Here is a 24,971-nt window from a genome sequence, read left to right on the forward strand (position 1 = left end):
AAAGATCATTACCGCTTGTTGAAGCAGCTTTATTATCTTACCACTCAGCTTCTTTTATGTCAACAACTTTTTTCAAGTTGTTTCCGAAGCTTTTCGTTGTTGTCTGCTGTTCACCAGCGACGTTTAATAATATAACACCCTTTTGAAAATATGACAATAGTTTTTTTAAAAAAATCATTGATTATTTTCTTTCATACTTATTTCAGTTTCTCTTCTATAGAAAGGCAAGCTGTCTTGTGGTTTGGCATATTTTCTTGTATAGTAAGATTGAACTAAATACTTGATGACCACAAGGGGAGCATTAAAGCTGAGAGTGAACGTTTTGTTCTGACCCTTTGAACCTGTTAGTTAACGCTGGCGTAGGGATGTGGCAAAGCCAAATGATTTGCAGTTTATGTAAGCAGCGCGCGGACCTTTTCCCATCCTTCCCCGCGCTGCTTTTTTGTTTATCCTTGATACGGTTGTCTGACCAGGGGGAAAACTATGAATCATTCAACACAGCTTGTGCGCTTAATTGAAATAGCGATTATGACCGGGGCGGCTGTCATTCTGGACATTGTCTCAGGCATGTTTCTCCGGATGCCCCAAGGCGGTTCGGTCTCTATTATGATGATTCCGATTTTTTTGATTTCATTCCGCTGGGGAGTGAAGGCCGGGCTTACGACAGGCTTTTTAACAGGGATTGTCCAGATCGCCATCGGCAATTTGTTTTTGCAGCACCCGGTGCAGCTATTTCTTGATTACATCGCGGCATTTGCAGTCCTCGGTTTCAGCGGCTTGTTTGCTTCCGGTGTACGGGAATCGGCATTGAATAAAAAAAGAGGCGCTTTAACGATGTATGTTCTAGGCGGTGTTTTCATCGGCAGTGTGCTGCGCTATGCGGCACATGTGGTCTCCGGAGCTGTCTTTTTCGGAAGCTATGCTCCGAAAGGCACGCCGGTATGGGTTTATTCGTCCGTCTATAACGCGACTTATATGATTCCTTCTTTTATCCTTTCGGCCATTGTCCTTATCTTATTATTCATGACTGCGCCGCGGCTTCTTGAAGCTAAGCGGACGAACTGAAACAGCAGGCGGTTTACGCCTGCTGTTTTTTTATTCCGGGCTGTGCCGTTCGTTTGAATCACTCAGTTCTTTTGTAAGTTCATTTATACTTTGTTTTATGTTTCCTTTGCCTGAAAAATTCTCAATAAGCTCTTTCACATTGATTCCGGAAGATGCTTTTAAGCTTTCCTGAAGACCGGCCATTAAATTGGTTGCGTAGCCTGTGACTTTATTGGCCCCGCCGTTTTCACCGCTTCCTCCCGTATCTACGACGGTAATTTTATCAATGTTGGAAAGAGGCGCTGAGACTTGCTTCGCATATTCAGGCAGCATTTTCACAATCATATCAAGGATTGCAGCCTGACCGTATTTTTCGAATGCTTCGGCGATTTTTTCTTTAGCTTCCGCTTCTGCGAGTCCTTTCAGGCGGATGACTTCCGCTTCGGTTTCCCCTCTCGCCTTTTCAGCCTCCGCTTTAGCAAGACCGTCAATTCTCACGCGTTCTGCTTCCGCCTTGGCCATCGCTTCGATACTGTACTGCTCGGCATCCGCTTCGGCGAGCTGCTTCGCTTTTGCGGCCGCGGCCGCTTGTTCCACCGAGTAACGGTCAGCATCGGCTTTTTTCTTCACTTCAGAGTCATATTGGCGCTCACGGCGCAGAATTTCTTTTTCCTCCAATTCAATCTGCTTTTGCCGCTCAATAATTTTAATTTGCATTTCCTGCTCTGTCACCTGCTGGCGGGCTTTTGCTGTTTCAAGATCATATGCCTGGTCGGCATTGGCTTTTGCTGTATCCTGCTCTCTTCTGTATTCCGCCATTTTCAGCTGATTGATTTTTTCCGCTTCAGCTATTTCCGTCGCCCGCTCCAGCTCTGATTTTTTTGCGTCTTTATCAGCGGCCGCGCGTTTAATCCTCGTCTCTTTATCGGCTTCTGCCGTGGCAATGTCCGCATCCCGCTTGACTTGGGCGATTCTCGGCTTACCTAATGATTCAAGATAGCCGTTTTTATCGCGGACGTCTTTAATCGTAAAAGAAACGATCATCAGCCCCATTTTAGCAAGATCCTGAGACGCGACCCGCTGGACTTCCTGAGAAAACTTTTCCCTGTTTTTATAAATCTCTTCAACGGTCATGGAGCCGAGGATGGAGCGCAGATGGCCTTCCAGCACCTCCCGCGCCTCCTGCTCACGGTCTTCCTTAGATTTCCCCAAAAATTGTTCAGCTGCTGTTGCGATTTCACCGATGGAGCCTCCGATTTTAATAATGGCGGTTCCGTCGGCCATTACCGGCACGCCTTGTTCTGTATAGACTTCAGGTGTAGAGACATCAAGTTTGCTTGACAGTAAACTGAGAGGTTCTGCCTGCTGGAATACTGGGAGCACGAACGTTCCCCCGCCCCGGACGATTTTCAGACGATTTCCGCCTTCATCAATGTGAACATTCTTATTCCCCAAATAACTTCCGGTCACGATAAGGGCTTCGTCCGGCCCCGCCGTCCGGTACTTCGTAATAAATACAGCAATAAGTGCGATGAGTAAAAAGAATACGATTCCGATAACGATGATAATCGGCATACTCATAACAGTTCCCCCTTAGATATCAGATTGGTTCATGCGGCGTCACAAAAAGCACTCCGTCTTTTACGTCAATCACTAATACGGACGTTCCGTACTTGATCTGTTCTTGATCAAAGCTGACGGCTGATTTAGAAATGGCGCCCCCTATTCCCTCTATGATCACTTCCCCATAGCCGTCTTTCGGGACGGAAGTAATGACCCTGCCGACTCTGCCCTTTAAATCTGTCTCCCGATATGCGAGCGATTCTTCCGCTGATGAAAGCGGGACAAGGACGAAGAAGTGAAGCAGGCTGACCAAAAGAACCGAAAGAACAAATGAAAGCAACGCAATGACAGGACTTGATAGCGGAGCGGCGATTTCGCCGATATAACCTGAGGCTGAAAAGATTGTTAAAAAAGACAGAATCAATGCAGGGTTTAAAAATGAAACAGGAATGGCTTCCGAGAGGCCGTGAAACACATCTTGAAAAAACAGAATCAAAAGCGTGAGACTTCCCGAAATAATCAATGTGTAAAGATAGACCGTTTCAAGCGGCAGATGAAATATGTCCATCTTCTATCCTCCTTTCGGCCGAGGTGTCGGAGTGTTACTTTATATACGGATGTAAAGGTAAATGGTTTCAATTTTCTGATAAGAAAGGCTGATTACATGATTATCCAATCCGGATATGATATGTTTACTCTAAAGGAGGAGATAGGATGAGCATTTTTAATGAAGCCAGACAGCAGACCTGGGAAGAACTGAAAGGACTCTCTGATGAAGAATTCAACCGAAAGCCCGCGGCTGATGAGTGGAGCGTGCGGGAAGTCCTTGACCATTTAAAGAAAATTGACGAAACAGCGCAAACCCTTTTATCAAAGCAGGCAAAAGACGCACCGTTAAAAGAAATAGAAGAACAACCGATGGGGTTTATAGAGGACAGAACAAATAAACGGCCGGCTCCGTCACACCTCGAACCTGAGCAAAACCGAATATCAGTCATTGAAGCAAAACAGGAATTAGATACGGCAAGACAGCAGCTGACCGCCGTCATTTCATCATTAAACGAGGAAGACTTAGAACGTGTGCTTCCGCATCCTGTTTTTCAAGAACTGACGATCCGCCAGTGGATTGATTTTATCGGCCATCATGAAAAGCGTCACATTAATCAAATAAAAGAAATCAAACAAAAAATCGAAAAGGTCTGAGTCAGACCTTTTCGATTTTTTTCTTGGCGCGTTTCGGTTCATAAGAATGGATGGTGACCGCATCTCCCGTGCATATATCACCCGGGCGTTCAACAATACAGACAATTCCTCTTCTGCCCATCGCGTGCCTCACAAACGCCGCGGCGAGTTTTGGCTGATCCTGATAAAAGGATTGAATGACTTCTCCCGGCTGAATGCACGGATCATTTTCTCCCTCGCACAACAGAGACGCACCGCTTGGAAATATCATTCTGCTTCCTTCTTTAAGCGGCGTCAGTGCAGAAAAACCGCTGATTGCGATATTAGCGCCGAGCCATTCGGGAAAGATATGAGAAATTCCCATCTTCTCGGCAATGTCATCACATTCCTCCATGGACACGATTGAAATTTGTCTCCGGTTAAAAATTTCTGTTCCTCTTTCATACATCGGCTCACGCGCGCCGGCCTTTTTTGTCAGTCCGAAATGCAGGTCACCGGGAAACCCGCCGTATTCCGCACGAAGCATGTCCATCTTTTTGGTAACAAATTGTTCGGTATCCGCTATATATACGCCTTCCGTCTTTGCTGTTATGCGTTTCCACATCAGCCACCACCGCCTTTTTCTTGACATTATCCTTAAAAAACCCCGCTCTGTAAAGGAGCGGGGTTCATTTATTATACCGTTTTCGGCGTTAAGTCGAAGCAGCGTTTGTAAATCCAGTTGTATGCTTTCTCATTCAAATCTCTTGGATTTCCGAAAGTTTGCGGATCTTTCATAGCTTCTTTTGATAAACGTTCAATCATGTCCGGAGACACACCTTGTTCTTCTAAACTCGGTACCTCTAAATCTTTTACAAGATCATACATCCAGTTGACGGACGCTTTTGCCGCTTCTTCGGTTGTCATGTTGCTTGTATCGATCCCGAATGCTTTGGCGATGCGGGCGAATTTTTCCGGATAGCCTTTCCAGTTGTATTCCATTACCGGCCCCATCATAGCTGCGACGCATTGTCCGTGAGCGACAGGGATGATGCCGCCGAGCGTCTGGCTCATCGCATGCGCCGCGCCTGCTGATTCACTGCCGTATGAAAGGCCGGCAAGCATCGCCGCCTGCGCCATGCCGTATCTTGCTTCCAAATCCTCTCCGTCCGCAAACGCGCGCTTAATATAATGCGCCGCATATTCAATGGCCATTAAAGCGACGGCATCAGTGATCGGCTGCGCGAATTTCATCGTATAGCACTCGATGGCGTGCGCAAGTGCGTCAATACCTGTCATAGCCGTCACATGCGGAGGCATGGACGTGTGCAGCTCAGGGTCAATGACCGTTAAATGCGCGGCGATAAGCGGTCCGCCCGTATTGAATTTAAATTCTCTTTCTTCATCTGTAATGACCGCCCATTGTGTGACCTCTGAACCTGTTCCCGCAGTCGTCGGGATCGTTGTCAGCGGAGGAATACGGTTTTCCAGCGGCTTTTTGCCTTCCGCGGCTTCATAATCAAGCACGCTTCCTTCGTGTGTCGCTTCTACCCCGATCGCTTTCGCTGTATCCATGGAGCTTCCGCCGCCGACAGCCACAAGGCCGTTGCAGTTTTCTTTTTTATACAGTTCTGATCCTTCGTTTACAAGACGTACAGGCGGGTTCGGCTCCACTTTGTTAAACAGGACGACTTCGATGCCCGCTTCCTGTAAAGATTCAATGACCGGGTTTGCCACTCCCGCGTTATAAATTCCCGGGTCTGTTACGAGCAGCGCTTTTGTGACGCCAAGCGCTCTGACTTCATTTCCCGCGTGCTGAATCGCACCGATTCCGTGTTTAATGACTGTCGGGATTTCGAATGTATGGAATTTATGCATGCTTTCTACTTTCATATTTAATGTCATATTGTATCTCCTCCTCGTTATGCTTGAAACCAGTTCACAGCCGCAGGTTTCGTGTTGCGGTAAATATGTTTGATTTCCGTGTATTCTTCCAGACCGATTTTGCCGAGTTCGCGGCCGAAGCCCGATTGTTTGTACCCGCCCCATGGCGCTTGCGCGAAATACGGGTGGAAATCATTGATCCATACAGTTCCCATCCGCAGTTTGGCGGCTACGCGTTCGCATTTTTCAATATCCTTTGACCATACCGCTCCGGCCAGCCCGTAAATGGTATCGTTGGCAAGTCTGATCACTTCTTCTTCAGAAGAAAATGACTCAACTGTTAAAACGGGGCCGAAGATCTCCTCTTGGACTATCCGCATATCAGACTTGCAGTTTGAGAAAATAGTAGGTTCATAGAAGAAACCGTTTTGAAGGGCGGGATCATCAGGACGTTTGCCGCCTGTTTCCAGTTTTGCCCCTTCTTCGATGCCGATTTCTACGTATTTTTCGACTTTGGCCCGATGCTCGGCGGAAATCAGCGGACCGCTTTCCGTATCTTCATGAAAACCGTTTCCTAATTTGATGCGTTTCGTGCGCTTGATCAGCTCGGCTAAAAATTCATCATGAATGGCTTCGTCCACCAAAAGACGGGACCCTGCCGAACAAACTTGGCCGGCATGGAAAAACACGGCGTTCAGCGCTTGATCTGCAGCTGTTTCGAGATCTGCATCTTGAAATACGATATTCGGATTTTTGCCGCCAAGCTCCAGGGCAATCTTTTTCACATTGCCGCTTGCCGCCTGCATGATTTTTTTTCCTGTTTCAATTCCGCCCGTAAAAGAGACCAAATCGACGTCGAGGTTTCTCGCCAGTTCGTCGCCGACAGAAGCGCCCGGCCCCAGCACGAGATTGGCGACCCCTTTCGGAATACCGGCTTCTTCTATTAATTGAAAGACTTTAATGGTTGTCAGCGGAGTAATCTCGCTCGGCTTTAAAACGATCGTGTTTCCGGCCGCAAGAGCGGGAGCGATTTTCCAGCTCGCCTGAAGGAGCGGATAGTTCCACGGCGTAATTTGTCCGCATACGCCAATGGGCTCTCTGACGATTTTACTTACGGAATCAGGAATCGGAGATGAAATGACCTCGCCTCCGTCTTTATCCGCCAAACCGGCATAATATTGAAATACATTTGCGATATCATCCATATCGGCTTTACTTTCTTCAATCGTTTTTCCTGTATCGAGCGATTCCAGCTCAGCTAATTCGTTCAGATCGCGTCTGATTAATTCCGCAATTTTCAGAACAAATTGTCCGCGCTCGAGCCCGGAAAGCACCGGCCACTCCCCTTCATCAAATGCTTTTCTGGCTGCGGCGATGGCTTTCACCGCATCGTTCCGGTCTCCTTCGCATACCGTTGCAATTTCTTCTTGATTAAATGGATTAATGATACGGCGGGTCTGTTTTTTTTCTGCACTGATCCATTCGCCGCCGATATAAAGCGTTTTGCTCATAAAAGTCCTCCTTACCGAAAAGTAAGTTTGTTAAATAAAAATTTAATGTTTTTAACAATATTAATTTAACACATGTTTTTTTGCCTGTCAAAACCCGGTCAGTCCGTTTAGATTTTGACATTTTGTCATGATTCGTTAAGATTAAGAACATAAAGAAATGACTTAACAAATTTAAACTTCAAGTGGAAAAGAGGGACAGTATGGATGAGAATCCAGAATTCGCAGCTATAGAACAAGCCAGGGATCTTGTCATTGATTCCATTGCAGAGACGATGGATCTTTACGGAATCACACGGAGTGTCGGGATTTTATACGGAACAATGTATATGAGGGATGAAATGACGCTTGACGAAATGCGTGAGGAACTGCAGATGAGCAAACCGAGTATGAGCACAGGCGTCAAAAAGCTGCAGGATTTAAATGTGGTGAAAAAAACCTTTCACCGCGGCACACGGAAGCATACGTTTGTAGCGGAAAAAGATTTCTTTACGTTTTTCACGAATTTCTTCCCGCCGAAATGGGATCGTGAAGTTCAGGTGAATTTGTCCGCCATTGAACAGGCCCAGGCGGATTTGCAGTCCGTTTTGCTGGCCGAGAAAGGCAACGCGGAATTACAGGAAGAAGCGCGGCAGTTATATGATCAGCTTGAAAGCTCGAAAGCTTATTATCATTGGCTGAAGCGGCTCGCCGACTCGGTTCAGAGCGGGGAGATTTTTAAATTTATTCCGATAGAAACAGACGAAAAAAACGCCTGAATCAAAATCAGGCGTTTTTTTGTCGTGATTTGATTATTTTTGAGAAAATATAGGAACATAACCCCATTTACTTCCATTAAAATTGATGGTAAATTTTTATAGGTATGGTCGTTCTTTTTTAAGAACAATCAGCAAAATTTTTTTAGGGGGATTTATGAAAATGAAACAGAAATTTTTCTCAACTGTCATGGCAAGTTTATTCGGCCTGGTTTTGCTTCTTTCTCTGCCGACAGCGTCATTCGCCGCTGAGTCAGGCTCAACCGTTCACGAGCCGGAAATGTCCACGAAAGCGACTGCTACCTTATTTGCAAAATATACAGGTGCCAGCCAGCAGGAATGGTCATTTTCTGATATCGAATTGACGTACCGTCCGAACACGATCCTGAGCTTAGGCGTTATGGAATTTACCCTTCCTAGCGGATTTGCGGCTACAACAAAAGATACAGTCAACGGACACGCTTTACGCGAAAGACAGATTCTGAATAACGGCAAAACAGTCAGACTTCCGTTAAACATTGATTTGCTCGGCGCAGCGGAATTTAAGCTTTCTCTTAATAATAAAACGTTGCCTGCTGCAGGTACATATAAGTTCCGTGCAGAAAATAAATCATTAAGCATCGGCTCTAAATTCTATGCTGAGGACACAATTGTTGTTCAAAAACGCAGCACACCGCCGACACAGCCTTGCAACTGCAAATAATTGCGAAAAAAAGACCGGCACAGGCCCATCGCTTGTCAGCCGGTCTTTTTTTTGTGCTGTTTTCTTTCTTCCGGCCCTCGCATTGACAAACCCTTGAAACAGGAGTACATTCTTGTTTGTTGTATTTGGAGTGACGAAAACAGTTTCTTAAGGAGTTATGAGGATTGGGAAAAATCAAAAATAAACAATTTGCCGTCATCGGACTCGGCCGTTTCGGCGGAAGCATCTGTAAAGAGCTTTTTAAAATGGGGCATGAGGTGCTTGCGGTCGATATCAGCGAAGAGCGGGTCAACGCATACTCCTCTTATGCCACGCATGCTGTGCGGGCAAATTCAACGGAAGAAAGCGAGCTTCAGTCGCTCGGCATCAGAAATTTTGAATATGTCATCGTAGCAATCGGCGCCAACATTCAGGCAAGCACGCTGACGACGCTGTTATTGAAGGAGCTGAACATCCCTAATATTTGGGTGAAAGCGCAAAACTATTATCATCACAAAGTGCTTGAAAAGATCGGCGCTGATCGTATTATCCATCCCGAAAAGGATATGGGCGTGCGGATTGCGCAAAGCCTTTCAGATGAAAATGTCTTAAATTACATTGATTTGTCAGATGAATACAGCATTGTGGAGCTTTCAGCCACAAAAAAGCTGCATTTAAAATCCATTCTTGATCTCGGCGTCCGGGCCAGATTCGGCTGCACCATTCTCGCCTTGAAACATAATGGAGACATTCAGCTGTCCCCTTCTCCGGAGACTGTCATTCATGAATGTGACTGTCTTGTGCTGATGGGGCATAAACGTGATATTAAAAGGTTTGAAACTGAAGGAATGTAAAAAAGCCGGCGGGCTGCCGGCTTTTTTTGATGCTTATGTTTCTTCACTTAACTGGACGGCGGTTTGGTCAACCCAGCCGATCAGCTCATCTTTCACTTGAATTTGGTACCAGACGGATTCTCCGTTTTGTTTTTCAGATACGACTTTAATATGCTCGCCGGTAAACTTTTGCGCCGATGCCAGTTTAATAGAATGCCGCTCTTTTGACGGCTTCGACCACACGTCTTCAATGGCGTGGTCTTTGATGGCGCCTTTCATATCAACTGCTTTAAGAGAGGCATTGATTTTGTCATATTCATTCAGGTTATAGGTTTCTATGACATCTTTAATTTTTTCAGCATAGCCGGGGTCTGTGGCGTAGCCGGATTTTTGAAGGGCAGCCGCCGCAGTTTTATAATTGTCCGCTTCAATGACGGGCTTGTACTTCTTTTTATTCCAAGACGTTCCGTTGACAAATAATTTGGCATGGTCATCCATTGATTCAAAAAACGTGCTGTATTTACGGAATTTTGCCCGAATCGTTTTTCGTTTTCCTTTTTCAAATTCATCCGTTTTCATCGTGACGTGTTTTCCTTTATAATCACCTTTTACACCGAACAGGTTGCGCGCTTTCCCCGCAAGCTCACTGTTCCCCCAGTCCGATTCGAGAATGGCCTGTGCGAGGGTGATGCTCGGAAGGACATGATATTTCTCATATAAAATTTGAGCATACCCGGAAAGACTGTCAATAAAGACCTGCTGCTCGTCCACCTCTTCAGGCGGTTTTTCTTCCGTCACTATGAATTTCGAAAACACCATTGATACCAGAAATAATCCGAATATAAGAGATACAGCAAAAAGGCACCCAAGCACCCTTTTGGTCTTTGCTTTCTTTTTCATATCAACCTTCCTTTAATTCCGGAATCACTAGATTTATAATTTTACTGGTCATTGATGAAAATTTCAATAAAATAGGGAAAAAGACGGAGAAAGAACACATTGCGCAAATAAAAAAGACTCCTCTTTGAGGAGTCTTTTTTGTTATGCCATGCTCAGCTGAGGGCCGAACAATTCATATTGAACGGAATCAGAGTCAAACCCGAGTGCAAGAATCATGTCTTTCATTTGCGTCATAAACTGCGCTGATCCGCACAAGTAAAATTCAGCATCTTGATTCAGATGAAGCTGCTTTAAGAAGGTTTGATCAATCCTGCCGCTGTAAAAAGGCTTGTCTCCTGAGCGGTCTTGTTCTGCCGGTTCACTGTATACATAAATGACGTTAATATTCGGATGATTCTCCGCAGCTTGTTCAGCCTCTTTGCGGAACGCGGCGTACTCTCCGTTTTTCGCGGCATGAATAAAAGTAACGGAACGCTCCGGCTGTTTTTCGGCGGCTGTTTTCAGCATGCTCATCATCGGCGTGATTCCGGAACCGGCACTGATAAGAACAACCGGTTTTTCGGAAGAAGACAGCTTGAAATCTCCGGCGGGTGCACTGACTTCAAGTTTATCTCCCTCTTGAACTTCATTGTTGAGATGAGAAGAAACCGCTCCGTCCTTTTTCACAGAAATCCGATATGCCCCTTTTTGAGAAGCATCAGACAGGCTGTATTGGCGAATGTGCGTATAAGGAGAATCCGCAATCCGCACTTTAATGCTGATATATTGTCCCGCTTCAAATCCAGGAAGCGAAGAACCGTCACTCGGTTTGATATAAAATGATGTAATATCTTTGCTTTCTTTCGTTTTCTGTATAACCGTAAATTCTTTATACCCCTGCCATCCGGCTTCATTGTACATGTCTTTTTCAATGCCGATGAAAGCCTCCGCGATAACACCGTAAGCTTTTTCCCATGCCTGCATAATCTCAGGAGTTGCGGCATCCTGCAGCACATCCTTAATTGCCAGAAGCAGATACTTTCCGACAATCGGATAATGTTCCGGTTTTACACCGATGCTTGTGTGTTTATGGCCGATCTGTCTGACCGCCGGAATGATTTGTTCTAATTGATCAATATTCGCCGCAGCCGCAATGACTGCATTTGCCAATGCTGCGCGCTGAGTCTGTTTCTTTTGGTTCGTTTGGTTAAACATATTTAACAGTTCGGGATGATCTTGAAACATCAGGTTATAAAAGCGTCCGGTGATGTTTTCTCCATGTGTTTTCAATACGGGTACTGTGCTTTTGATGATGTCTACTGTTCTCTCATCCAGCATGTTAATCCTCAACCCTTCTAAAGATGTATTTTCAATATATCTTTATAGTAAGAGATATTTCGAATAAAAGATATATCGAAAATGAATCTTTAAAAAAGTCGTCACAATATTGTGTTGGATTTGGAATTTATGGATTTCACCTCCTTTTTTATCACCCGGTGAAACAGGGACACATATATTTGGGAATATACGTTTAAAGATGAAAGCGGGGGAGTGCATGGTTTCCGATATCGATTACACGTCTCCGAATACACAGTTCACTTATAATGTGAATGAGAGCCGTTTTTTTACGAAAGATGCTCGGAACTTTATCAATGTATTGGGGATTAAACAGTTAAACACGCTTGAAAATATTTCATTATTAGATATCTTTCTGAGCAATACAAATGTGATTGAACCGCATACCCATCAAAATGCCGCTGAATTGGTGTACTGTATTTCGGGTTCCGCGGTGGTGTCGATGCTGAATCCGTTCACCCAGAAAATACGGAATTATCCGATCTCTTCAGGACAAGTGGCGAATGTTCCGCAGGGGTGGTGGCATTATGAAGTTGCCACTTCAGACAAAACCCACCTTTTGGCCATATTTGACGCCCCTTCGCCTGAAGTGATATACGGCTCGGATATTCTCCGTCTGACGCCGCCTGCGATCATGGCGCATACGTACTGTCTGAATGAGCATGAGTGGGAAAAAGCCGTTTCACCGATCCGGCAATCAACTGTGATAGGTCCCGATAAATACTGCGGACAGACTGAAAACACGGGTATTCATGATATGAATAAGCCTTATCAGCCAAATACGCATTATCCGAATGATCCGTATCGGCATTATGATACGCCGTTATATTGGGGATATTAAACGGAGAGCCTGAGCGGCATTCAGCTCGACAGAAAGAGCCCCTCATTGGAGAGGGGCTCTTGATCATTACGGTCCGGTTCCGCAGCTTACTTTGTAATCGCCTTCGGACGATTTTTTTGAATAACATACGCGCGGCGTCTGTCCGGTTTCATCTTTCCAATCAAACCAATTTACATAATAAAGGTTCCCGGCCTCTCCGCCCCTTCTTCTTTTTGAAGAATCGCAAAGTAGCTTTGATACGAATATCCTTTTTTATAAAATGTCATGCCTGATGGCTCCTTTTTCTGAAGCAGACGTGAAGATGACAGGAGAAAGAGGCAGAAGCGCTGTCAAAAAAAGCGCCAGTGCAGCTGACAGAGATAATATAAGATAGATTTTCTTTTTCATTTTCTCTCTTTCCTTTATTTTGAGTTGTTAGAAATGAAGCAGAACATAGAGGCTGCCGCAGAAGATGAAAAAACAAAAAAACCCTTATTTATAGAATAAGGGTTTAAAGGTATGGAGCCAAGGGGGCTCGAACCCCTGACCTCTACGCTGCCAGTCTGGAGATGAATTTTCTGATACAAACAGACGTTTTATTTTGAAACCTTATTTTATAAGGTTTGCTGACCAGCCTTTCTGATAAAAAATCTTCTGTTTTGGCTAAAAATGAACAAGTTGGTCCCTAATTCGTCCCCATCTGTCCCCAAATAGGATTATAAATTAAAGTTAATTTTCCACTAGACCTGCCATCAAAACGCCCATCACAATCAATAATAATAGTAAAGGTAAACAAAGTGCTAGGATAACAAAAGAAATATACTTAGCAATTCCTTTAGGTGATTTGATTGCTAGAATACTCCCCACCACAATTCCTAGAATTCCAAGTGCCCAATGAATATGAGGCAGAAAGTACAATGTGAATAAAAGGATGATAAGCGACACTATTCCAAAATACTTTATCATTTCTCTCCTTTCTATTTTCCCTCCATTAAATTTGAAAATTGAGCTTATCAATTCTTATATATTTTTAAGATCTAAAAATATAGAGTGCCATATTTTTTTAATATTAGCATAGATTTATCGTTCGAGCTGTATGACGACGGATACATACGCGCGGTTATCTGCGCAGTTCATTACGGGACCACATACGGAAGGAAACTCGTGTCGAGAACTTAAAGGTGGATACATTATTGTATTTGATTCTCTTTTATCCGTTGAGACTTATGAAGTGGGAGATGATCAAATGACTGATTTTGAACGAAAAGTGTACCGGATTATCTTTAACATGATCCAATGATGAATTGAAGAGAAAAACCGGCAAGGATGAACGCGCTAACCGGGAAGCAGTGAAGAACCTCATGAAGCAGCGTATGCTGGAATGGGATAAGAATAAAAACAAGTGGATGTTTTGAAACAATATAATGAAGAAACTAAAAAAGCCTTTTCCGTAGAAAAGGCTTAAGCTGTTCAAGTTTGAAGGCGATCTGAAGCTACTTTGATTGTATCTTGTGCTTGTTTTTCTACTGAGTTCATACCCAACCCACATACTAAAGGCAATGACAGACCCAAAATAATGAAGATGCTTTTTTTCATACTGGCACTCTCCTTCTTAGGTTTGATTACGATCAGACGAAACTTGATATGATCCATCAAATGAAACAGACGATGCCGTTAGACCGGCCCCTGACATTAAAACGACAGCCGATACAATGATAAATACGCCCTTTCTAAAATTCATACAGGCATTCTCCCCTCTGAATTTGTTTTTGCGTTTGAATCATTTTTTGATGATAAAAATAAGATTTGTCATATTGCTTTGACTCTGCATAAACAGCAGCCGTATCAAGAGCAATATCTTCTACATACGAATAGTTTTTATTTTTCTCAAGGTAATCAATTGTTTGTTTGATTCCCATTTGGTCTATTGCATTAATATATAAAGCCTCCAAATATTTTTGCAGAGATTCAAACAGCTTATCTCCTTGAAATATCGCTGATGAAAGTCCCTTTTTGCTGATTTGAATCGCCTCGCTTGTTTTCCCTTGTTTAAATAGAAGCTTTGCGTATGTAAACAAGGAATGCGGAAGGTTACCCAATTTATACTTTTCAGATATCTCCGCTGCTTTTTTTAAGTAGATTTCAGCTTTACTGTATTCTTCTAGGTCGCCGTAATTCTTTCCTATGTTGTAATAAGCAGAACTGAGCAGCCTTTCATTATTGTTTACTTGTTTCGACAACTCTAAAGCTTTTTCTAAATGCGGCAAACTTTTTTCAAAGCGTTTAAAGTCAACATAATTCCCTGATATGACAAATAGACATTGAATTTTCCGGACCTTATACAACTCATACTGATCGTAAATATCGAGCGCTTGCTTTACGTGATGCATAGAGACGTGGCTTTGTTTCATACCGTAATATGCTTCAGCCAGTTTAAAATGAAACTCCGCTCTCTCAATTTCATCATGCACATGAACGAGTTGTTTTTCAGCCTCTCTATAAAAGCCGATCGCCTTTACATACTGCTTTTGATCAAATTCATACATGCCGCGGAAAAATAAAGAATAATAGCACAGCAGGCCGGAAATTCCTTTATTTGATGCTTCGATTTTTTCTAGCAGCTCGTCAATTGTCGGTCTCACACGGGTAGTCACCGGTTCTAAATAATCCAGCATGAGCTGATGGCGGAATTTCATGAGGGTGTAGTAAATCAGTAGATACTCGTCTTCTTCCATCTCATTGATTTCTTGTTCCACTTCCGCTTTCAAAATCTCCGCATCCGGAACACTGAACTGACGTATCATTTTGTACCATTCATTAATCTTAACGCCTACCTCTGATGATGGTAAAACAGAACTCACAAGGCCACTCCTCCTTTTATATCATATTCTAACATTTCCAAATTATGTTTGAACGAAAAAAAACCGCAATTTGTTTGCGGTCTACAGTGATTATAAAATCATGATTTTGTTGGATAAAAGATACATCATTTCTTATACCATTAGACATATTACGCATTACTTATTTTCACATAACTGTTGGAAATGGCCATTCTATTTGCGATAATAAAACTAATGTGTCGGGAATACAAATGGGGAGGGGATAAGGATGTGCCATTTTAAAATGAGCCTTACTTTATCACTCAAGCGTTCTCAGCTCCAAAGAAATGTGTACTTTGGATAAACGTGTATAAGTAGACTCTCTACAAGTCTACTTTATTTTTTCTCATAAATAAAAACGAGGTGAAAATCAATGGATGGTATAGAATTTTTAGAAAACATGACACGACTTGGAATAATCATTTTGGTGTTCTCCGGGTACGCTATTTATTGGAAATTAGGTAAAACAAAAAGAGAGCGAGGGCTTTCAAAATTTGAAGCTTGTCTTAGGTTCTCTGTAATGTTTGGGATAATAGCATGGGGGGTTTCGACTCTTGCTTTGAGTTTATGGTCATAATCTTTTTTGTCGACATTTGACTTATCCTGTCTAAACAGATTAAAACTGGATAAACATACCCTCATTTGGAAAAAAATGTGTTACCATGTAGTTGCTTGTACAATTTTCCAAAAGGGGGAGTTATAATGTTGAAAAGATTAGTTTTACTGGCGTTGACCCTACTTCTTGCTATTGCTACAATAGCGCCAACAGTTTCAGCAGAGGAAGAGAACGGGTTAGATGGATTAACTAAAGAACAAATTGAAAAATCTTTAAAAGAAGTTGAGTACATCTTTACTAAGATTGTAATTTTTGATGAAGAAACAGGTTACACAGTTAATGAGGGTGAGCTTGAAAAGTCTCCTTATACCAAAGGTCAAAAAGAGGGTATGATCGCCTTCGCTAACTATATGAACAAGGAATATAAGTATGCAAGTGTCCAAAAGAACACTGTTCAAAGATGCCTTGAAGATGCTATTGGTATCTCTAAAGGAGCATTAGATAAAGTTCAAAAGGCAATTGAAAAAGGAGATTGGTGGACAGTATTGGAATATCTGGGCAAATTAGGTGTAGCAATTTCTCCACCAGTATTATTTACATTCTTCCTGTTCTGCGGTGCTACACCAGCAAAGATTGCTCCGCAAGAAAATTGATAAACAACAAAGCCGCCTTTAGAGGCGGCTTCTTCAATCCTAATTGAAGGCGAAAAGCAACTAAACTTCCTCAAAATAAATTTTTCGTCCCCAAATTGTCCCCAATTGCTTTTTAGGGCTGCTGGCTCTGTTCCTGACAAACAAAAAAACCCTTATAGAATAAGGGTTTAAAGATATGGAGCCAAGGGGGCTCGAACCCCTGACCTCTACGCTGCCAGCGTAGCGCTCTCCCAGCTGAGCTATGGCCCCGTGCTGTAACGTCATGTTTTATTATAGACGACTCTTCTATGAATTTCAAGCAGAAAATTCAGTTTGCTCATATTTTCCTGAGACGTTTTTCGAACATAAAAAGAAGACCCTCCGGGGGCCTCTTCGTTTATCGCACGAGCATGATTAAAATGATGCCGAGGATGACACGGTAAATGGCGAACGGGACAAGCTTAATCCGGTTAATAAGCCGAAGAAAAAACTTGACGACTAAGAGGGCGACGACAAAGGCGCAGATAAAGCCGACAAGAAAAAACGGAATCATGTCATAAGAAAGACTGCTCCAGTATTTCACCAGCTTCAGAAGGCTTGCGCCCGCCATAATCGGAATAGCCATAATAAATGTGAAGTCTGCGGCTGCCCGGTGATTCAAGCCGACAATGACACCTCCGGCAATCGTTGAGCCTGAGCGGGAAAATCCCGGCCATAAGGCGAGACACTGGAATAATCCAACACAGAAAGCCTGTTTGTAGGTGATTCTGTCCACCGTATCGATCGTTTCTTTCCTTTTATTGATCCAGTCCGCTATAAGCATAAGCACGGCTCCGGCAATTAATCCGTAAGCGACCGTTCTGACGGAGAATAAATAGCGGTCAATGAAATCCTCAAATAAAAAGCCGAGCACCGCTGCCGGAACAAGACCGACGGCGATTTGCGCGATGGTCAGCCTGTATCCCTTCTGCTGATCGCGCGTGACGTTTTTTTTAAGGCCGAGTAAATGTAATATCCGATCCTTAAACACAATGGCCACCGCCAGAATCGAACCGAGCTGAATCACCACTTTGAAGGAATTGGCGGCTTCCGGATTCATCAGGCTTCCGGATTTCAGCCAGATGTCATCCGCTATGATCATATGTCCCGTGGAAGAAACCGGCGCGTATTCCGTCAGCCCTTCCACGATTCCTAAAACGGCTGCTGTGAACATCTCCCATAGTGTCATCCCATTCTTCCCTTCATTCATCATTTACAAAAGAGAAGCTCTCCTCTGAAGGAAAGCCTGTCTTATAATAAATATCATGTCCGTTCCGATTTTATGACTTCGATACAGCATCATTTTTTTCTTCTTCATATAAATGCGAACGCATTTTGAACCAATCAAACAGGTGGGTCGTGACCACTTTGATGACCGCATACCCCGGGATGGCTAAAATAATGCCGACAACCCCGAACAGCTTTCCGGCGGTTAAAAGAACAAAGATGATGGTAATCGGGTGAATGTGAAGATTTTTCCCCATGATCTGCGGAGAAATTAATTTTCCTTCCACGAGCTGGACAACGGTCCAGACAATCGCAAGCTTCAGCAGCATAAGGGGCGAAGTGACCAACGCGATAATAATCGCCGGCGTGATAGCAATGGTCGGCCCTAAATACGGAACAACGCTCGTACAAGCGGCAATGACCGCAAGCAGTGACGCATAATCAAGTCCGATAATCAGATAGCCGATAAATAATAAAAACCCGATGCAGAAGCTGACGATGACCTGTCCTCTAATATAGGAGCTTAATCTGTGGTTCATTTCACTAAGCATCGTATACGTTTGTTCTTTCAGACGGGTGGGCACAAACTTTAAGATATAGATTGGCAGTTTTTTGCCGTCTTTCAGCAAATAGAACAGAATAAACGGCACGGTCACAATTGAAATAATCACTTCCGTCAGCGCGCCGATAAAATTCCCGACCCCGGTAAATGTGCTGTTTGCAATTGTCGCCGCCTGCGCCGATACTTTATTAGCAAGATCGGAAATGTTGATATTCATCGTCTTTTGCGCCTGATTTACAAAATCGCTTCCGATCAGGCTTTTCGTCTGATCTTCAACAATATCCACATATTTCGGCAGATTGTCGATCAGGCTCATGATCTGTTCCTTTAAAAACGGAATAATTGAAACGACCGTAATCGTAATCAGCCCTATAATAATGAGGTAAAGGAGCAGGATGGAATAGACTCTTTTCACTCTTATTTTTTCCAATATATCTACGATCGGATTAAGCAGATAATAAACGATTCCTGTCAAAATGACGGGGAGCGCAATCGTTTTGAGCAGGACGATAATGGGTGTGAAAATAAATGATGTCTTCATAAAGACAAGGATATTGAGACCGATGAGCAGCAATACAAGCAAAAACAAGACAAATTTATTGTCTAAGAAAAACTGTTTAAATCTGCCGCCCCATGTTTGCAATGTTTCCACTATTGTTCCTCCATCATATGTATTTTAATTAAATTGTACACTATCGTTCCTGTAATGAAAAATAATAACCGGTCTCTATGGGAATTTTTCCTATCTCTTTAGCTGCCAGCCTTTTTTCCATTTATGTTTCTCAGAAAAAAAGCTATAATGTAAGCCAATACATAGAAGGAGCGATAGCAATGATTCGATTTGCAACAGTCGGAACGAATTGGATTACAGAACGATTTCTGGAGGCGGCTTCTGCTATTGATGATTTTCAATTAACGGCGGTTTATTCCAGAACTGAGGAACGTGCGGCGGAATTCGCCGGCAAACACGGCGCTGCTCATTATTTTACCAGCCTGAAAGAAATGGCGGAAAGCGAAGCCTATGACGCGGTGTATCTCGCCAGCCCGAATGCATTTCACAAAGAGCAGGCGGTCCTTTTTATGGAACACGGCAAGCATGTACTGTGTGAAAAACCGTTTGCGTCTAACGCAAGGGAAACGGATGAAATGATTCACGCAGCCAAAACGAACGGCGTTCTCTTGATGGAAGCCATGAAAACAACGTTCCTGCCGAACTTCAGCATGCTTCAAAACCACTTACATAAAATCGGAACCGTCAGGAGATTCACGGCAAGCTACTGCCAATATTCATCACAATATGATGCATATAAGAACGGTACGGTGCTAAACGCGTTTAAGCCTGAATTATCGAACGGTTCGTTAATGGACATCGGCGTGTACTGCATTTATCCGGCCGTCGTCCTGTTCGGCAAACCGAAAAACGTCATTGCGACCGGTCATAAACTCTCATCCGGCGTTGACGGCGAAGGCACGGTCATTCTGTCATACGACGGATTTGAAGCGGTGCTGATGCATTCGAAAATCTCAAATTCGTTTGCCCCGGCGGAAATTCAGGGTGAAGACGGCACGATCGTGCTGGACAGCATTCACGGACCGGAACGGGCGGAAATCCGCTATCGTGACGGACGGACGGAAGACATTTCAGTCCCTGATCTGAAACCGTCAATGTACTACGAAACGGCTGAATTCATCAATCTTCTTCGAAACGGACAGCGGGAGTCTTCCGAAAATACATTTGAACGTTCTTTCATTACGGCAAGCATTATGGAGGAAGCGAGAAAACAAATCGGAATTGTCTTTCCCGCCGATCAAAACTAAAAACATCCGCCCGGATTCGGGCGGATGTTTTTTATTTGGACGCTAACAGGTCAGCAAACGCTTTTGCATACTGCGGAAGGTCGGGCGGGCGGCGGCTTGATACAATGTGGCCGTCAGTTACGACTGCTTCATCCAGCCACTGTGCCCCTGCATTTGTCATGTCGTCTTTGATGCCGGGCGTGCTCGTTACTTTTTTTCCTGCGAGAATTCCGGCAGATATGAGCACCCAGCCCGCATGGCAGATCTGGCCGATCGGCTTTTTCTGCTCGTTCATCGTACGGATGATGTCCAAAACTTCGGGATATCTTCGCAGTTTGTCAGGAGCCCAGCCGCCAGGCACGAGCACGGCGTCATACTCCTGAATAATCAGGCTCTTAAAATCGTAATCCGCCGTCGCGGGCACGCCGTATTTTCCTTTGTATGAACGGCCCGCTTCTTCTCCTATTAAATGAACGATCGCGCCTTCCTCTCTCATCCGGTAGACGGGATACCAAAGCTCTAAGTCTTCAAAATCGTCACTGACAAGCGCTATGACTTTTTTGCCTTCTAATCTCATCACTGCCACTCCCTTCTTTTATACTAGTGTATCGCTTTTTTCAGATGAGGAAAAGAAACAGCTCGCTACAGCTGTTCTTCGTCTTCAGACTGAATCGTAAATTTCCGTGTGACCTGCTGCAGTTCTTCAGCCATATGCGCAAGCGTTTCGGCGGATGAACTGATTTCTTCCATGGAGGCCAGCTGCTCTTCAGCTGAGGCGGCGATGTCTTGAATGCCGGCGGACCCTTCTTTGGCGACTGAGGTAATGTCCTCCACCGCGTTTGTCACATTTTGCGACCCGGCTGCAAGCTTCTCAAGCGTTCCGTTCATATGCTGCAAGGCGCCTGAAATCTGAGTCGTCATTTCTGAGATTTTTTTGAAGCTTTCGGCCGTTTGATCCGTAATATCGAGGCCTTCCTTCACATCTTGATTCACCGCTTGGAATACGGAAAGCGATGTGGCGATTTCTTTGACGATTTCCTGAATCAGCGTTTCGATTTCCTTCGCGGAGCCGGCTGATTGTACGGCAAGCTTCCTCACTTCTTCCGCAACGACGGAGAAGCCCCGCCCGTATTCGCCGGCTCTGGCCGCTTCAATGGCAGCGTTTAAGGCAAGCAGATTTGTTTGATCGGCAATGCCGTTAATGACGTTGAGAATGCTCTTAATGTCGTGCGACTTCGTTTCCAGCCCTTTTACGACCGCTTCCGCCTGCTGTACGGAACGATCAATTGTTTTCATCTGGCCTACCGTTTTTGCCACTAATTCTTCTCCGCTTCCGGCCGTTTCAGAGGTTTGGATGGCGGATTCAGTGATTTCCGCCGATACATTCGCCGTCTCGGCAATGCCGGCATTCATTTGGGAAAGGTGATCAGCACTTTCTTCCAATTTCTCGCTTTGTGATTCGTTTCCGTTTGAGAATTGTTCAATCGCCAGTGTAATATGCTCTGTCGCCTTGCTCGTCTGTCCGGCGGATGCCGTCAGCTCTTCGGATGAAGAAGCGACATGTTCGACGGATGATTGTATGACGCCGATGACAGACCGGAGTGATGCCGACATCTCATTGAAGCTTTGGCTGAGCTGCCCGAATTCATTTTTCGACTTGATGTCAATGACTTCCGTTAAATCGCCGTCACTGATTTTAGCTGATGTCGAAACAAGTTTTTTGAGCGGTTTTGCAATCGAGCGAATGATAAAAAAGATTAAAATACCGCCGACGATAAGAGAAACCGCCAGGATGATCAGCGCCATTTTCATGACAGGCGAGGCTGCGTCATGGATCTCACTGACAAAAAATGTGCCGGCGATTTTCCAGCCCGTCAGTTTGTTTGTCGTGAAGGCCATTTTCTTCTGCTGTCCTTCAAACATGTATTCAAACGATCCGCTTGATTTGGAAAACACTTCTTTCGTCCACTCTCCGGAGCCTTCCGTTCCCGCTTTTATAGTCGGATGGGCGATGTATTTTTTATCTCCCGTTGTAATGAAGGCAAATCCTTTATGACCGATCTGCACGCGTTCGGAAGCGTTCAGCAGGTCGCCCAGATTAATATCAAGCGCCACAACGCCTGATCCGTCTTTTGTCTGCTGGGCGATCGTAACAACCGTCTGTCCGGTTGCAGCGTCTTTATAAGGCTCGGTAAACACCGGCTGTCCGCTTTTTTCAACCGCTTTTGTATACCACTCGCGTGTGAGCGGATTATAATCGGACGGCATATCAACGGACGGATATTTCACGAACGCTTTGTCGCGAGACGCGGCGTAAATTGACACGACATCGTTATTTACGGTGACATACTGCTTCATATTTTCAAGCAGTACCGATTTATTTTTTGTGTTCAGTTTTTCCTTTGTGATTGATTCGCTGTAGTAGTCAATCGCTTTCAGCTTGCCTTCGAGCATGTTTTCCAGCACGCTGTTCAGTTCGCTGACATTTCCCTGGGCGCTGTGGGTCAGTTCGCTTTCTAATGTACTCCCCGCCGTTTGGTAGCTGAAGTAGGCGAGTATGCCGATCGGAAGCACCAATACGGCTAAAAATGCTGCGATCAGCGGCTTGCTGATGGATGGCTGTTTGATCCAATGTATCAGTTGTTTCATTTTTTCAGTCTCCTTCTTTGAAAAGCTAAATCTAATATCGTCAGCTAGGACAAAAGATTTACTAAAAAAATTAAAAAAAACACCCAAACAGCACATTTGGGTGTTCTATGACCTATTATTCTATTTTAAATCGTTTCGTCATATCACGTAATTCTTCCGCCATTTGGGATAACGTTTCCGAAGACGAACTGATTTCTTCCATTGAAGCCAGCTGTTCTTCGGCGGAGGCCGCGATATCCTGAATGCTGGCGGAGCTTTCTTTTGCGATGGACGCGATTTGCTCAGAAGCTCCTGAAATCTGCTGAGATCCTGCTGTCAGCTGTTCTACCGTCGCATTCATATTTTGAATTTCTCCGGCGATCTGGTTCGTCATTTCAGAAATCCGTTTGAAGCTTGTTTCGGTCTGATTCGTAATATCCAGTCCGCTCTCCACCTCTTTGTTGACGGATTGGAACATGCCGAGAGATGTATTGATTTCGTTGACGATTTCTATAATTAAGCTTTCAATTTCTTTCGCTGAATCGGCAGACTGGACCGCAAGTTTTCTGACCTCTTCGGCGACGACTGAGAAGCCCCGGCCGTATTCACCCGCACGCGCGGCTTCAATTGCCGCGTTCAGCGCAAGAAGGTTTGTCTGATCAGCGATTCCGTTAATGACACGGAGAATGTTTGTAATGTCTTTTGATTTTGTTTCAAGTCCGCGCACCACTTGTTCAGCTTCTTTCACTGACCGGTCAATGACGTTCATTTGGCCGACCGTCTGGTGGACGAGCTTTCCGCCTGAATTGGCGACTTCCGCTGATGTGGCGGAGGATTCGGTAATGACGGCAGATGCTTTCGCCATATCTTTAAGCCCGCTGTTCATTTGGTAAATATGTTCCGCCGCGCTTTCAATATTTTCACTTTGGCTTTCATTTCCGTTAGAAAATTGTTCGATCGCCAGTGTGATATGTTCGGTTGCCTTGCTTGTCTGCTCCGCTGAAGTCGTCAGCTCCTCTGAGGAAGATGCGACGTTATTCACGGAATCCTGGATGGCATGGATGAGAGACCTGAGCGAAGCGGCCATATTGTTAAAGCTTTTGCCTAGCTCGCCTAATTCATCTTTTGACTGAATCTCGATCGTTTCCGTTAAATCGCCTTCACTGATCTGTTTCGATGATGTCACAAGCTGCTTGAGCGGTTTTGTGATTGAACGGATAATCAGCACCATGACGATGGTTCCGATCACAATCGCTAATACGAGAACGAGCAGGGACAGATGAAGGATCGGCAGGGCCGCTTCATGAATTTCGTCCAGATATATCGTTCCGGTAATCTTCCAGCCTGTCAGCCCGTTTGTATCATAAGCCATTTTCTTTTCCTGGCCGTCGTATTTGTATTGAAAATCACCTTTTTTGCTGGTGAACAGACGTTCGGCCCACTCCCCGTTTAATACTGTGCCTGATGTGCGGTTCGGGTGGGCGACCACTTTTTTGTCTTTCGTCAGGATAAAAGCGTAGCCTGATTTTCCGATGTTCACTTTCTTTGTCGTTTTCAGAAGCTCATCGATTTTCATATTGATGGCGACGACTCCTGAGCCGTCTTTCGTCTGCTGAACGACCGTTACGACCATCGTATTGGTGGAAGCCGTGCGGTAAGGATCTGTTACAACAACTTTCCCCTTATTTTCCACGGCCTTTTTATACCAGTCTCTTTCAATCGGATTATATCCTTTAGGCATCTGCAGATCCGGATACCGTGTGAAGTGTCCTTCCGTGTCACTCGTATAGATGGATTCCACGTCTTTATTGATCTTCATGTACTCTGTGAATTTATCGGTAATTTGCGATTGGTTTTTCGGCTTGTACCGATCCTTTGTGAGCCAATCACTGAAATATGCCGTTCCGTCTTCTTTTTGGGTGATGCTTGTGTTGATCATATCGTTAATCTGCTGCACATTATCTAGTGCTCTTCCCATCATCTGCCTGTCAAGCGTGCTTACCGCCGATTGATAGGCGATAAAAGCCAGCGTTGAAATAGGAAGAATAAGAATGGCCAAAAAAGAAATGAGCAGTTTTCTTGTAAGCGATCTCTGCTTGATGATTTGCACAATTTTTTTCATCTGCTATATCTCCTCTTGCGTGTTTACCCTTCATATCGGCAATT

At 44.4% G+C, this 24,971-nt stretch carries 23 protein-coding genes, 1 tRNA gene, 1 pseudogene and 1 riboswitch; of the genes and pseudogenes, 9 read left to right on the plus strand and 16 right to left on the minus strand.

The window, feature by feature from the left end; genetic code table 11:
* Positions 1 to 282: 282 nt before the first annotated feature.
* Positions 283 to 383, plus strand: a riboswitch (TPP riboswitch).
* Between the two features lie 100 nt (positions 384 to 483).
* Entirely contained in the window at positions 484 to 1,065 is a 582-nt protein-coding gene (gene thiT / locus HWY38_RS00355; protein WP_224181036.1) for an energy-coupled thiamine transporter ThiT, read from the plus strand.
* A gap of 30 nt (positions 1,066 to 1,095) precedes the next feature.
* Here thiT and HWY38_RS00360 read toward each other — a convergent pair whose 3' ends face one another.
* The gene (locus tag HWY38_RS00360) at positions 1,096 to 2,625 is read right to left on the minus strand and encodes a flotillin family protein (RefSeq protein ID WP_224181037.1); all 1,530 of its coding nucleotides are present in this window, start codon (positions 2,623 to 2,625) and stop codon (positions 1,096 to 1,098) included.
* A 19-nt stretch (positions 2,626 to 2,644) separates the two neighbouring features.
* A complete protein-coding gene (locus HWY38_RS00365) occupies positions 2,645 to 3,175 on the minus strand; it encodes an NfeD family protein (RefSeq protein ID WP_007613318.1) in 531 nt (176 codons plus the stop codon).
* Between the two features lie 146 nt (positions 3,176 to 3,321).
* On the opposite strand from HWY38_RS00365, the gene HWY38_RS00370 reads away from it, so the two are divergent.
* Positions 3,322 to 3,810, plus strand: a complete 489-nt coding sequence (locus HWY38_RS00370) for a DinB family protein (RefSeq protein WP_224181038.1) — start codon at positions 3,322 to 3,324, stop codon at positions 3,808 to 3,810.
* Between the two features lies 1 nt (position 3,811).
* On the opposite strand, the gene HWY38_RS00375 is transcribed toward HWY38_RS00370, so the two are convergent.
* The 3 genes from HWY38_RS00375 to betB all read right to left on the minus strand — a co-directional run bounded on the left by HWY38_RS00375 (position 3,812) and on the right by betB (position 7,163).
* A complete protein-coding gene (locus tag HWY38_RS00375) occupies positions 3,812 to 4,393 on the minus strand; it encodes an MOSC domain-containing protein (protein WP_224181039.1) in 582 nt (193 codons plus the stop codon).
* 71 nt (positions 4,394 to 4,464) lie between these two features.
* Complete coding sequence (gene gbsB, locus HWY38_RS00380; RefSeq protein ID WP_224181040.1) at positions 4,465 to 5,673, minus strand: choline dehydrogenase; 1,209 nt, start codon at positions 5,671 to 5,673, stop codon at positions 4,465 to 4,467.
* Positions 5,674 to 5,690: 17 nt separating this feature from the next.
* Entirely contained in the window at positions 5,691 to 7,163 is a 1,473-nt protein-coding gene (gene betB / locus HWY38_RS00385) for a betaine-aldehyde dehydrogenase (RefSeq protein ID WP_032876872.1), read from the minus strand.
* A gap of 200 nt (positions 7,164 to 7,363) precedes the next feature.
* Between betB and cudC the strand changes: the two genes are divergently transcribed.
* The 3 genes from cudC (at position 7,364) to HWY38_RS00400 (ending at position 9,451) form a co-directional block, all read left to right on the plus strand.
* Positions 7,364 to 7,918 (plus strand): choline uptake/conversion transcriptional regulator CudC, encoded by a 555-nt coding sequence (gene cudC, locus HWY38_RS00390; RefSeq protein ID WP_007613329.1) that lies wholly within the window; start codon positions 7,364 to 7,366, stop codon positions 7,916 to 7,918.
* Between the two features lie 160 nt (positions 7,919 to 8,078).
* Positions 8,079 to 8,618: a biofilm surface layer hydrophobin BslA gene (bslA, locus tag HWY38_RS00395; protein WP_015240450.1), complete on the plus strand. Its 540-nt coding sequence runs from the start codon at positions 8,079 to 8,081 to the stop codon at positions 8,616 to 8,618.
* Positions 8,619 to 8,782: 164 nt separating this feature from the next.
* Positions 8,783 to 9,451: a potassium channel family protein gene (locus tag HWY38_RS00400; protein WP_007613331.1), complete on the plus strand. Its 669-nt coding sequence runs from the start codon at positions 8,783 to 8,785 to the stop codon at positions 9,449 to 9,451.
* Between the two features lie 33 nt (positions 9,452 to 9,484).
* Here HWY38_RS00400 and HWY38_RS00405 read toward each other — a convergent pair whose 3' ends face one another.
* Positions 9,485 to 10,330 carry a glucosaminidase domain-containing protein gene (locus HWY38_RS00405; protein ID WP_224181041.1) on the minus strand — a complete coding sequence of 282 codons (846 nt, stop codon included), beginning with the start codon at positions 10,328 to 10,330 and terminating at the stop codon, positions 9,485 to 9,487.
* A 141-nt stretch (positions 10,331 to 10,471) separates the two neighbouring features.
* On the minus strand, positions 10,472 to 11,647 hold the full coding sequence (hmpA, locus tag HWY38_RS00410) for an NO-inducible flavohemoprotein (protein ID WP_224181042.1): 1,176 nt from the start codon (positions 11,645 to 11,647) through the stop codon (positions 10,472 to 10,474).
* Positions 11,648 to 11,864: 217 nt separating this feature from the next.
* On the opposite strand from hmpA, the gene HWY38_RS00415 reads away from it, so the two are divergent.
* Complete coding sequence (locus HWY38_RS00415; RefSeq protein ID WP_224181043.1) at positions 11,865 to 12,506, plus strand: cupin domain-containing protein; 642 nt, start codon at positions 11,865 to 11,867, stop codon at positions 12,504 to 12,506.
* A 66-nt stretch (positions 12,507 to 12,572) separates the two neighbouring features.
* Here the strand turns inward: HWY38_RS00415 and HWY38_RS00420 are convergent.
* The 3 genes and pseudogenes from HWY38_RS00420 to HWY38_RS00425 form a co-directional block, all read right to left on the minus strand.
* Positions 12,573 to 12,893: pseudogene (locus HWY38_RS00420) on the minus strand (hypothetical protein).
* 1,062 nt (positions 12,894 to 13,955) lie between these two features.
* A complete protein-coding gene (locus HWY38_RS19100; RefSeq protein ID WP_258334715.1) occupies positions 13,956 to 14,081 on the minus strand; it encodes a hypothetical protein in 126 nt (41 codons plus the stop codon).
* A gap of 134 nt (positions 14,082 to 14,215) precedes the next feature.
* A complete protein-coding gene (locus HWY38_RS00425; RefSeq protein ID WP_224181044.1) occupies positions 14,216 to 15,346 on the minus strand; it encodes a tetratricopeptide repeat protein in 1,131 nt (376 codons plus the stop codon).
* A gap of 391 nt (positions 15,347 to 15,737) precedes the next feature.
* On the opposite strand from HWY38_RS00425, the gene HWY38_RS00430 reads away from it, so the two are divergent.
* Positions 15,738 to 15,941, plus strand: a complete 204-nt coding sequence (locus HWY38_RS00430) for a hypothetical protein (RefSeq protein ID WP_038464241.1) — start codon at positions 15,738 to 15,740, stop codon at positions 15,939 to 15,941.
* 125 nt (positions 15,942 to 16,066) lie between these two features.
* On the plus strand, positions 16,067 to 16,573 hold the full coding sequence (locus tag HWY38_RS00435; protein WP_224181045.1) for a hypothetical protein: 507 nt from the start codon (positions 16,067 to 16,069) through the stop codon (positions 16,571 to 16,573).
* 176 nt (positions 16,574 to 16,749) lie between these two features.
* Here the strand turns inward: HWY38_RS00435 and HWY38_RS00440 are convergent.
* The 3 genes from HWY38_RS00440 to HWY38_RS00450 all read right to left on the minus strand — a co-directional run bounded on the left by HWY38_RS00440 (position 16,750) and on the right by HWY38_RS00450 (position 19,032).
* Positions 16,750 to 16,822 (minus strand) — tRNA-Ala (locus tag HWY38_RS00440).
* Between the two features lie 127 nt (positions 16,823 to 16,949).
* Positions 16,950 to 17,780 (minus strand): undecaprenyl-diphosphate phosphatase, encoded by an 831-nt coding sequence (locus HWY38_RS00445; RefSeq protein WP_007613337.1) that lies wholly within the window; start codon positions 17,778 to 17,780, stop codon positions 16,950 to 16,952.
* A 91-nt stretch (positions 17,781 to 17,871) separates the two neighbouring features.
* Positions 17,872 to 19,032 (minus strand): AI-2E family transporter, encoded by a 1,161-nt coding sequence (locus tag HWY38_RS00450; RefSeq protein WP_007613339.1) that lies wholly within the window; start codon positions 19,030 to 19,032, stop codon positions 17,872 to 17,874.
* Between the two features lie 179 nt (positions 19,033 to 19,211).
* Here HWY38_RS00450 and HWY38_RS00455 point away from each other — a divergent pair, with 179 nt between their 5' ends.
* Positions 19,212 to 20,198, plus strand: a complete 987-nt coding sequence (locus tag HWY38_RS00455) for a Gfo/Idh/MocA family protein (RefSeq protein ID WP_224181046.1) — start codon at positions 19,212 to 19,214, stop codon at positions 20,196 to 20,198.
* 31 nt (positions 20,199 to 20,229) lie between these two features.
* Here HWY38_RS00455 and HWY38_RS00460 read toward each other — a convergent pair whose 3' ends face one another.
* The 3 genes from HWY38_RS00460 to HWY38_RS00470 form a co-directional block, all read right to left on the minus strand.
* Positions 20,230 to 20,754, minus strand: coding sequence for a type 1 glutamine amidotransferase domain-containing protein (locus HWY38_RS00460; RefSeq protein WP_016938163.1), 525 nt, complete (start codon positions 20,752 to 20,754; stop codon positions 20,230 to 20,232).
* A 65-nt stretch (positions 20,755 to 20,819) separates the two neighbouring features.
* Positions 20,820 to 22,826, minus strand: coding sequence for a methyl-accepting chemotaxis protein (locus tag HWY38_RS00465; RefSeq protein WP_224181047.1), 2,007 nt, complete (start codon positions 22,824 to 22,826; stop codon positions 20,820 to 20,822).
* Positions 22,827 to 22,941: 115 nt separating this feature from the next.
* Positions 22,942 to 24,927, minus strand: coding sequence for a methyl-accepting chemotaxis protein (locus HWY38_RS00470; RefSeq protein ID WP_224181048.1), 1,986 nt, complete (start codon positions 24,925 to 24,927; stop codon positions 22,942 to 22,944).
* Positions 24,928 to 24,971: the final 44 nt, after the last annotated feature.

The organism is Bacillus sp. KS1, from assembly GCF_020075515.1.
GTDB lineage: Bacteria > Bacillota > Bacilli > Bacillales > Bacillaceae > Bacillus > Bacillus velezensis.

Bases quoted from the DNA above. Each gene is read 5' to 3' on its own strand.
- thiT (WP_224181036.1), top strand. From the start codon at position 484: ATGAATCATTCAACACAGCTTGTGCGCTTAATTGAAATAGCGATTATG.
- HWY38_RS00360 (WP_224181037.1), bottom strand. From the start codon at position 2,625: ATGAGTATGCCGATTATCATCGTTATCGGAATCGTATTCTTTTTACTC.
- HWY38_RS00365 (WP_007613318.1), bottom strand. From the start codon at position 3,175: ATGGACATATTTCATCTGCCGCTTGAAACGGTCTATCTTTACACATTG.
- HWY38_RS00370 (WP_224181038.1), top strand. From the start codon at position 3,322: ATGAGCATTTTTAATGAAGCCAGACAGCAGACCTGGGAAGAACTGAAA.
- HWY38_RS00375 (WP_224181039.1), bottom strand. From the start codon at position 4,393: ATGTGGAAACGCATAACAGCAAAGACGGAAGGCGTATATATAGCGGAT.
- gbsB (WP_224181040.1), bottom strand. From the start codon at position 5,673: ATGACATTAAATATGAAAGTAGAAAGCATGCATAAATTCCATACATTC.
- betB (WP_032876872.1), bottom strand. From the start codon at position 7,163: ATGAGCAAAACGCTTTATATCGGCGGCGAATGGATCAGTGCAGAAAAA.
- cudC (WP_007613329.1), top strand. From the start codon at position 7,364: ATGGATGAGAATCCAGAATTCGCAGCTATAGAACAAGCCAGGGATCTT.
- bslA (WP_015240450.1), top strand. From the start codon at position 8,079: ATGAAACAGAAATTTTTCTCAACTGTCATGGCAAGTTTATTCGGCCTG.
- HWY38_RS00405 (WP_224181041.1), bottom strand. From the start codon at position 10,330: ATGAAAAAGAAAGCAAAGACCAAAAGGGTGCTTGGGTGCCTTTTTGCT.
- hmpA (WP_224181042.1), bottom strand. From the start codon at position 11,647: ATGCTGGATGAGAGAACAGTAGACATCATCAAAAGCACAGTACCCGTA.
- HWY38_RS00415 (WP_224181043.1), top strand. From the start codon at position 11,865: ATGGTTTCCGATATCGATTACACGTCTCCGAATACACAGTTCACTTAT.
- HWY38_RS19100 (WP_258334715.1), bottom strand. From the start codon at position 14,081: ATGAAAAAAAGCATCTTCATTATTTTGGGTCTGTCATTGCCTTTAGTA.
- HWY38_RS00430 (WP_038464241.1), top strand. From the start codon at position 15,738: ATGGATGGTATAGAATTTTTAGAAAACATGACACGACTTGGAATAATC.
- HWY38_RS00435 (WP_224181045.1), top strand. From the start codon at position 16,067: ATGTTGAAAAGATTAGTTTTACTGGCGTTGACCCTACTTCTTGCTATT.
- HWY38_RS00445 (WP_007613337.1), bottom strand. From the start codon at position 17,780: ATGACACTATGGGAGATGTTCACAGCAGCCGTTTTAGGAATCGTGGAA.
- HWY38_RS00455 (WP_224181046.1), top strand. From the start codon at position 19,212: ATGATTCGATTTGCAACAGTCGGAACGAATTGGATTACAGAACGATTT.
- HWY38_RS00460 (WP_016938163.1), bottom strand. From the start codon at position 20,754: ATGAGATTAGAAGGCAAAAAAGTCATAGCGCTTGTCAGTGACGATTTT.
- HWY38_RS00465 (WP_224181047.1), bottom strand. From the start codon at position 22,826: ATGAAACAACTGATACATTGGATCAAACAGCCATCCATCAGCAAGCCG.
- HWY38_RS00470 (WP_224181048.1), bottom strand. From the start codon at position 24,927: ATGAAAAAAATTGTGCAAATCATCAAGCAGAGATCGCTTACAAGAAAA.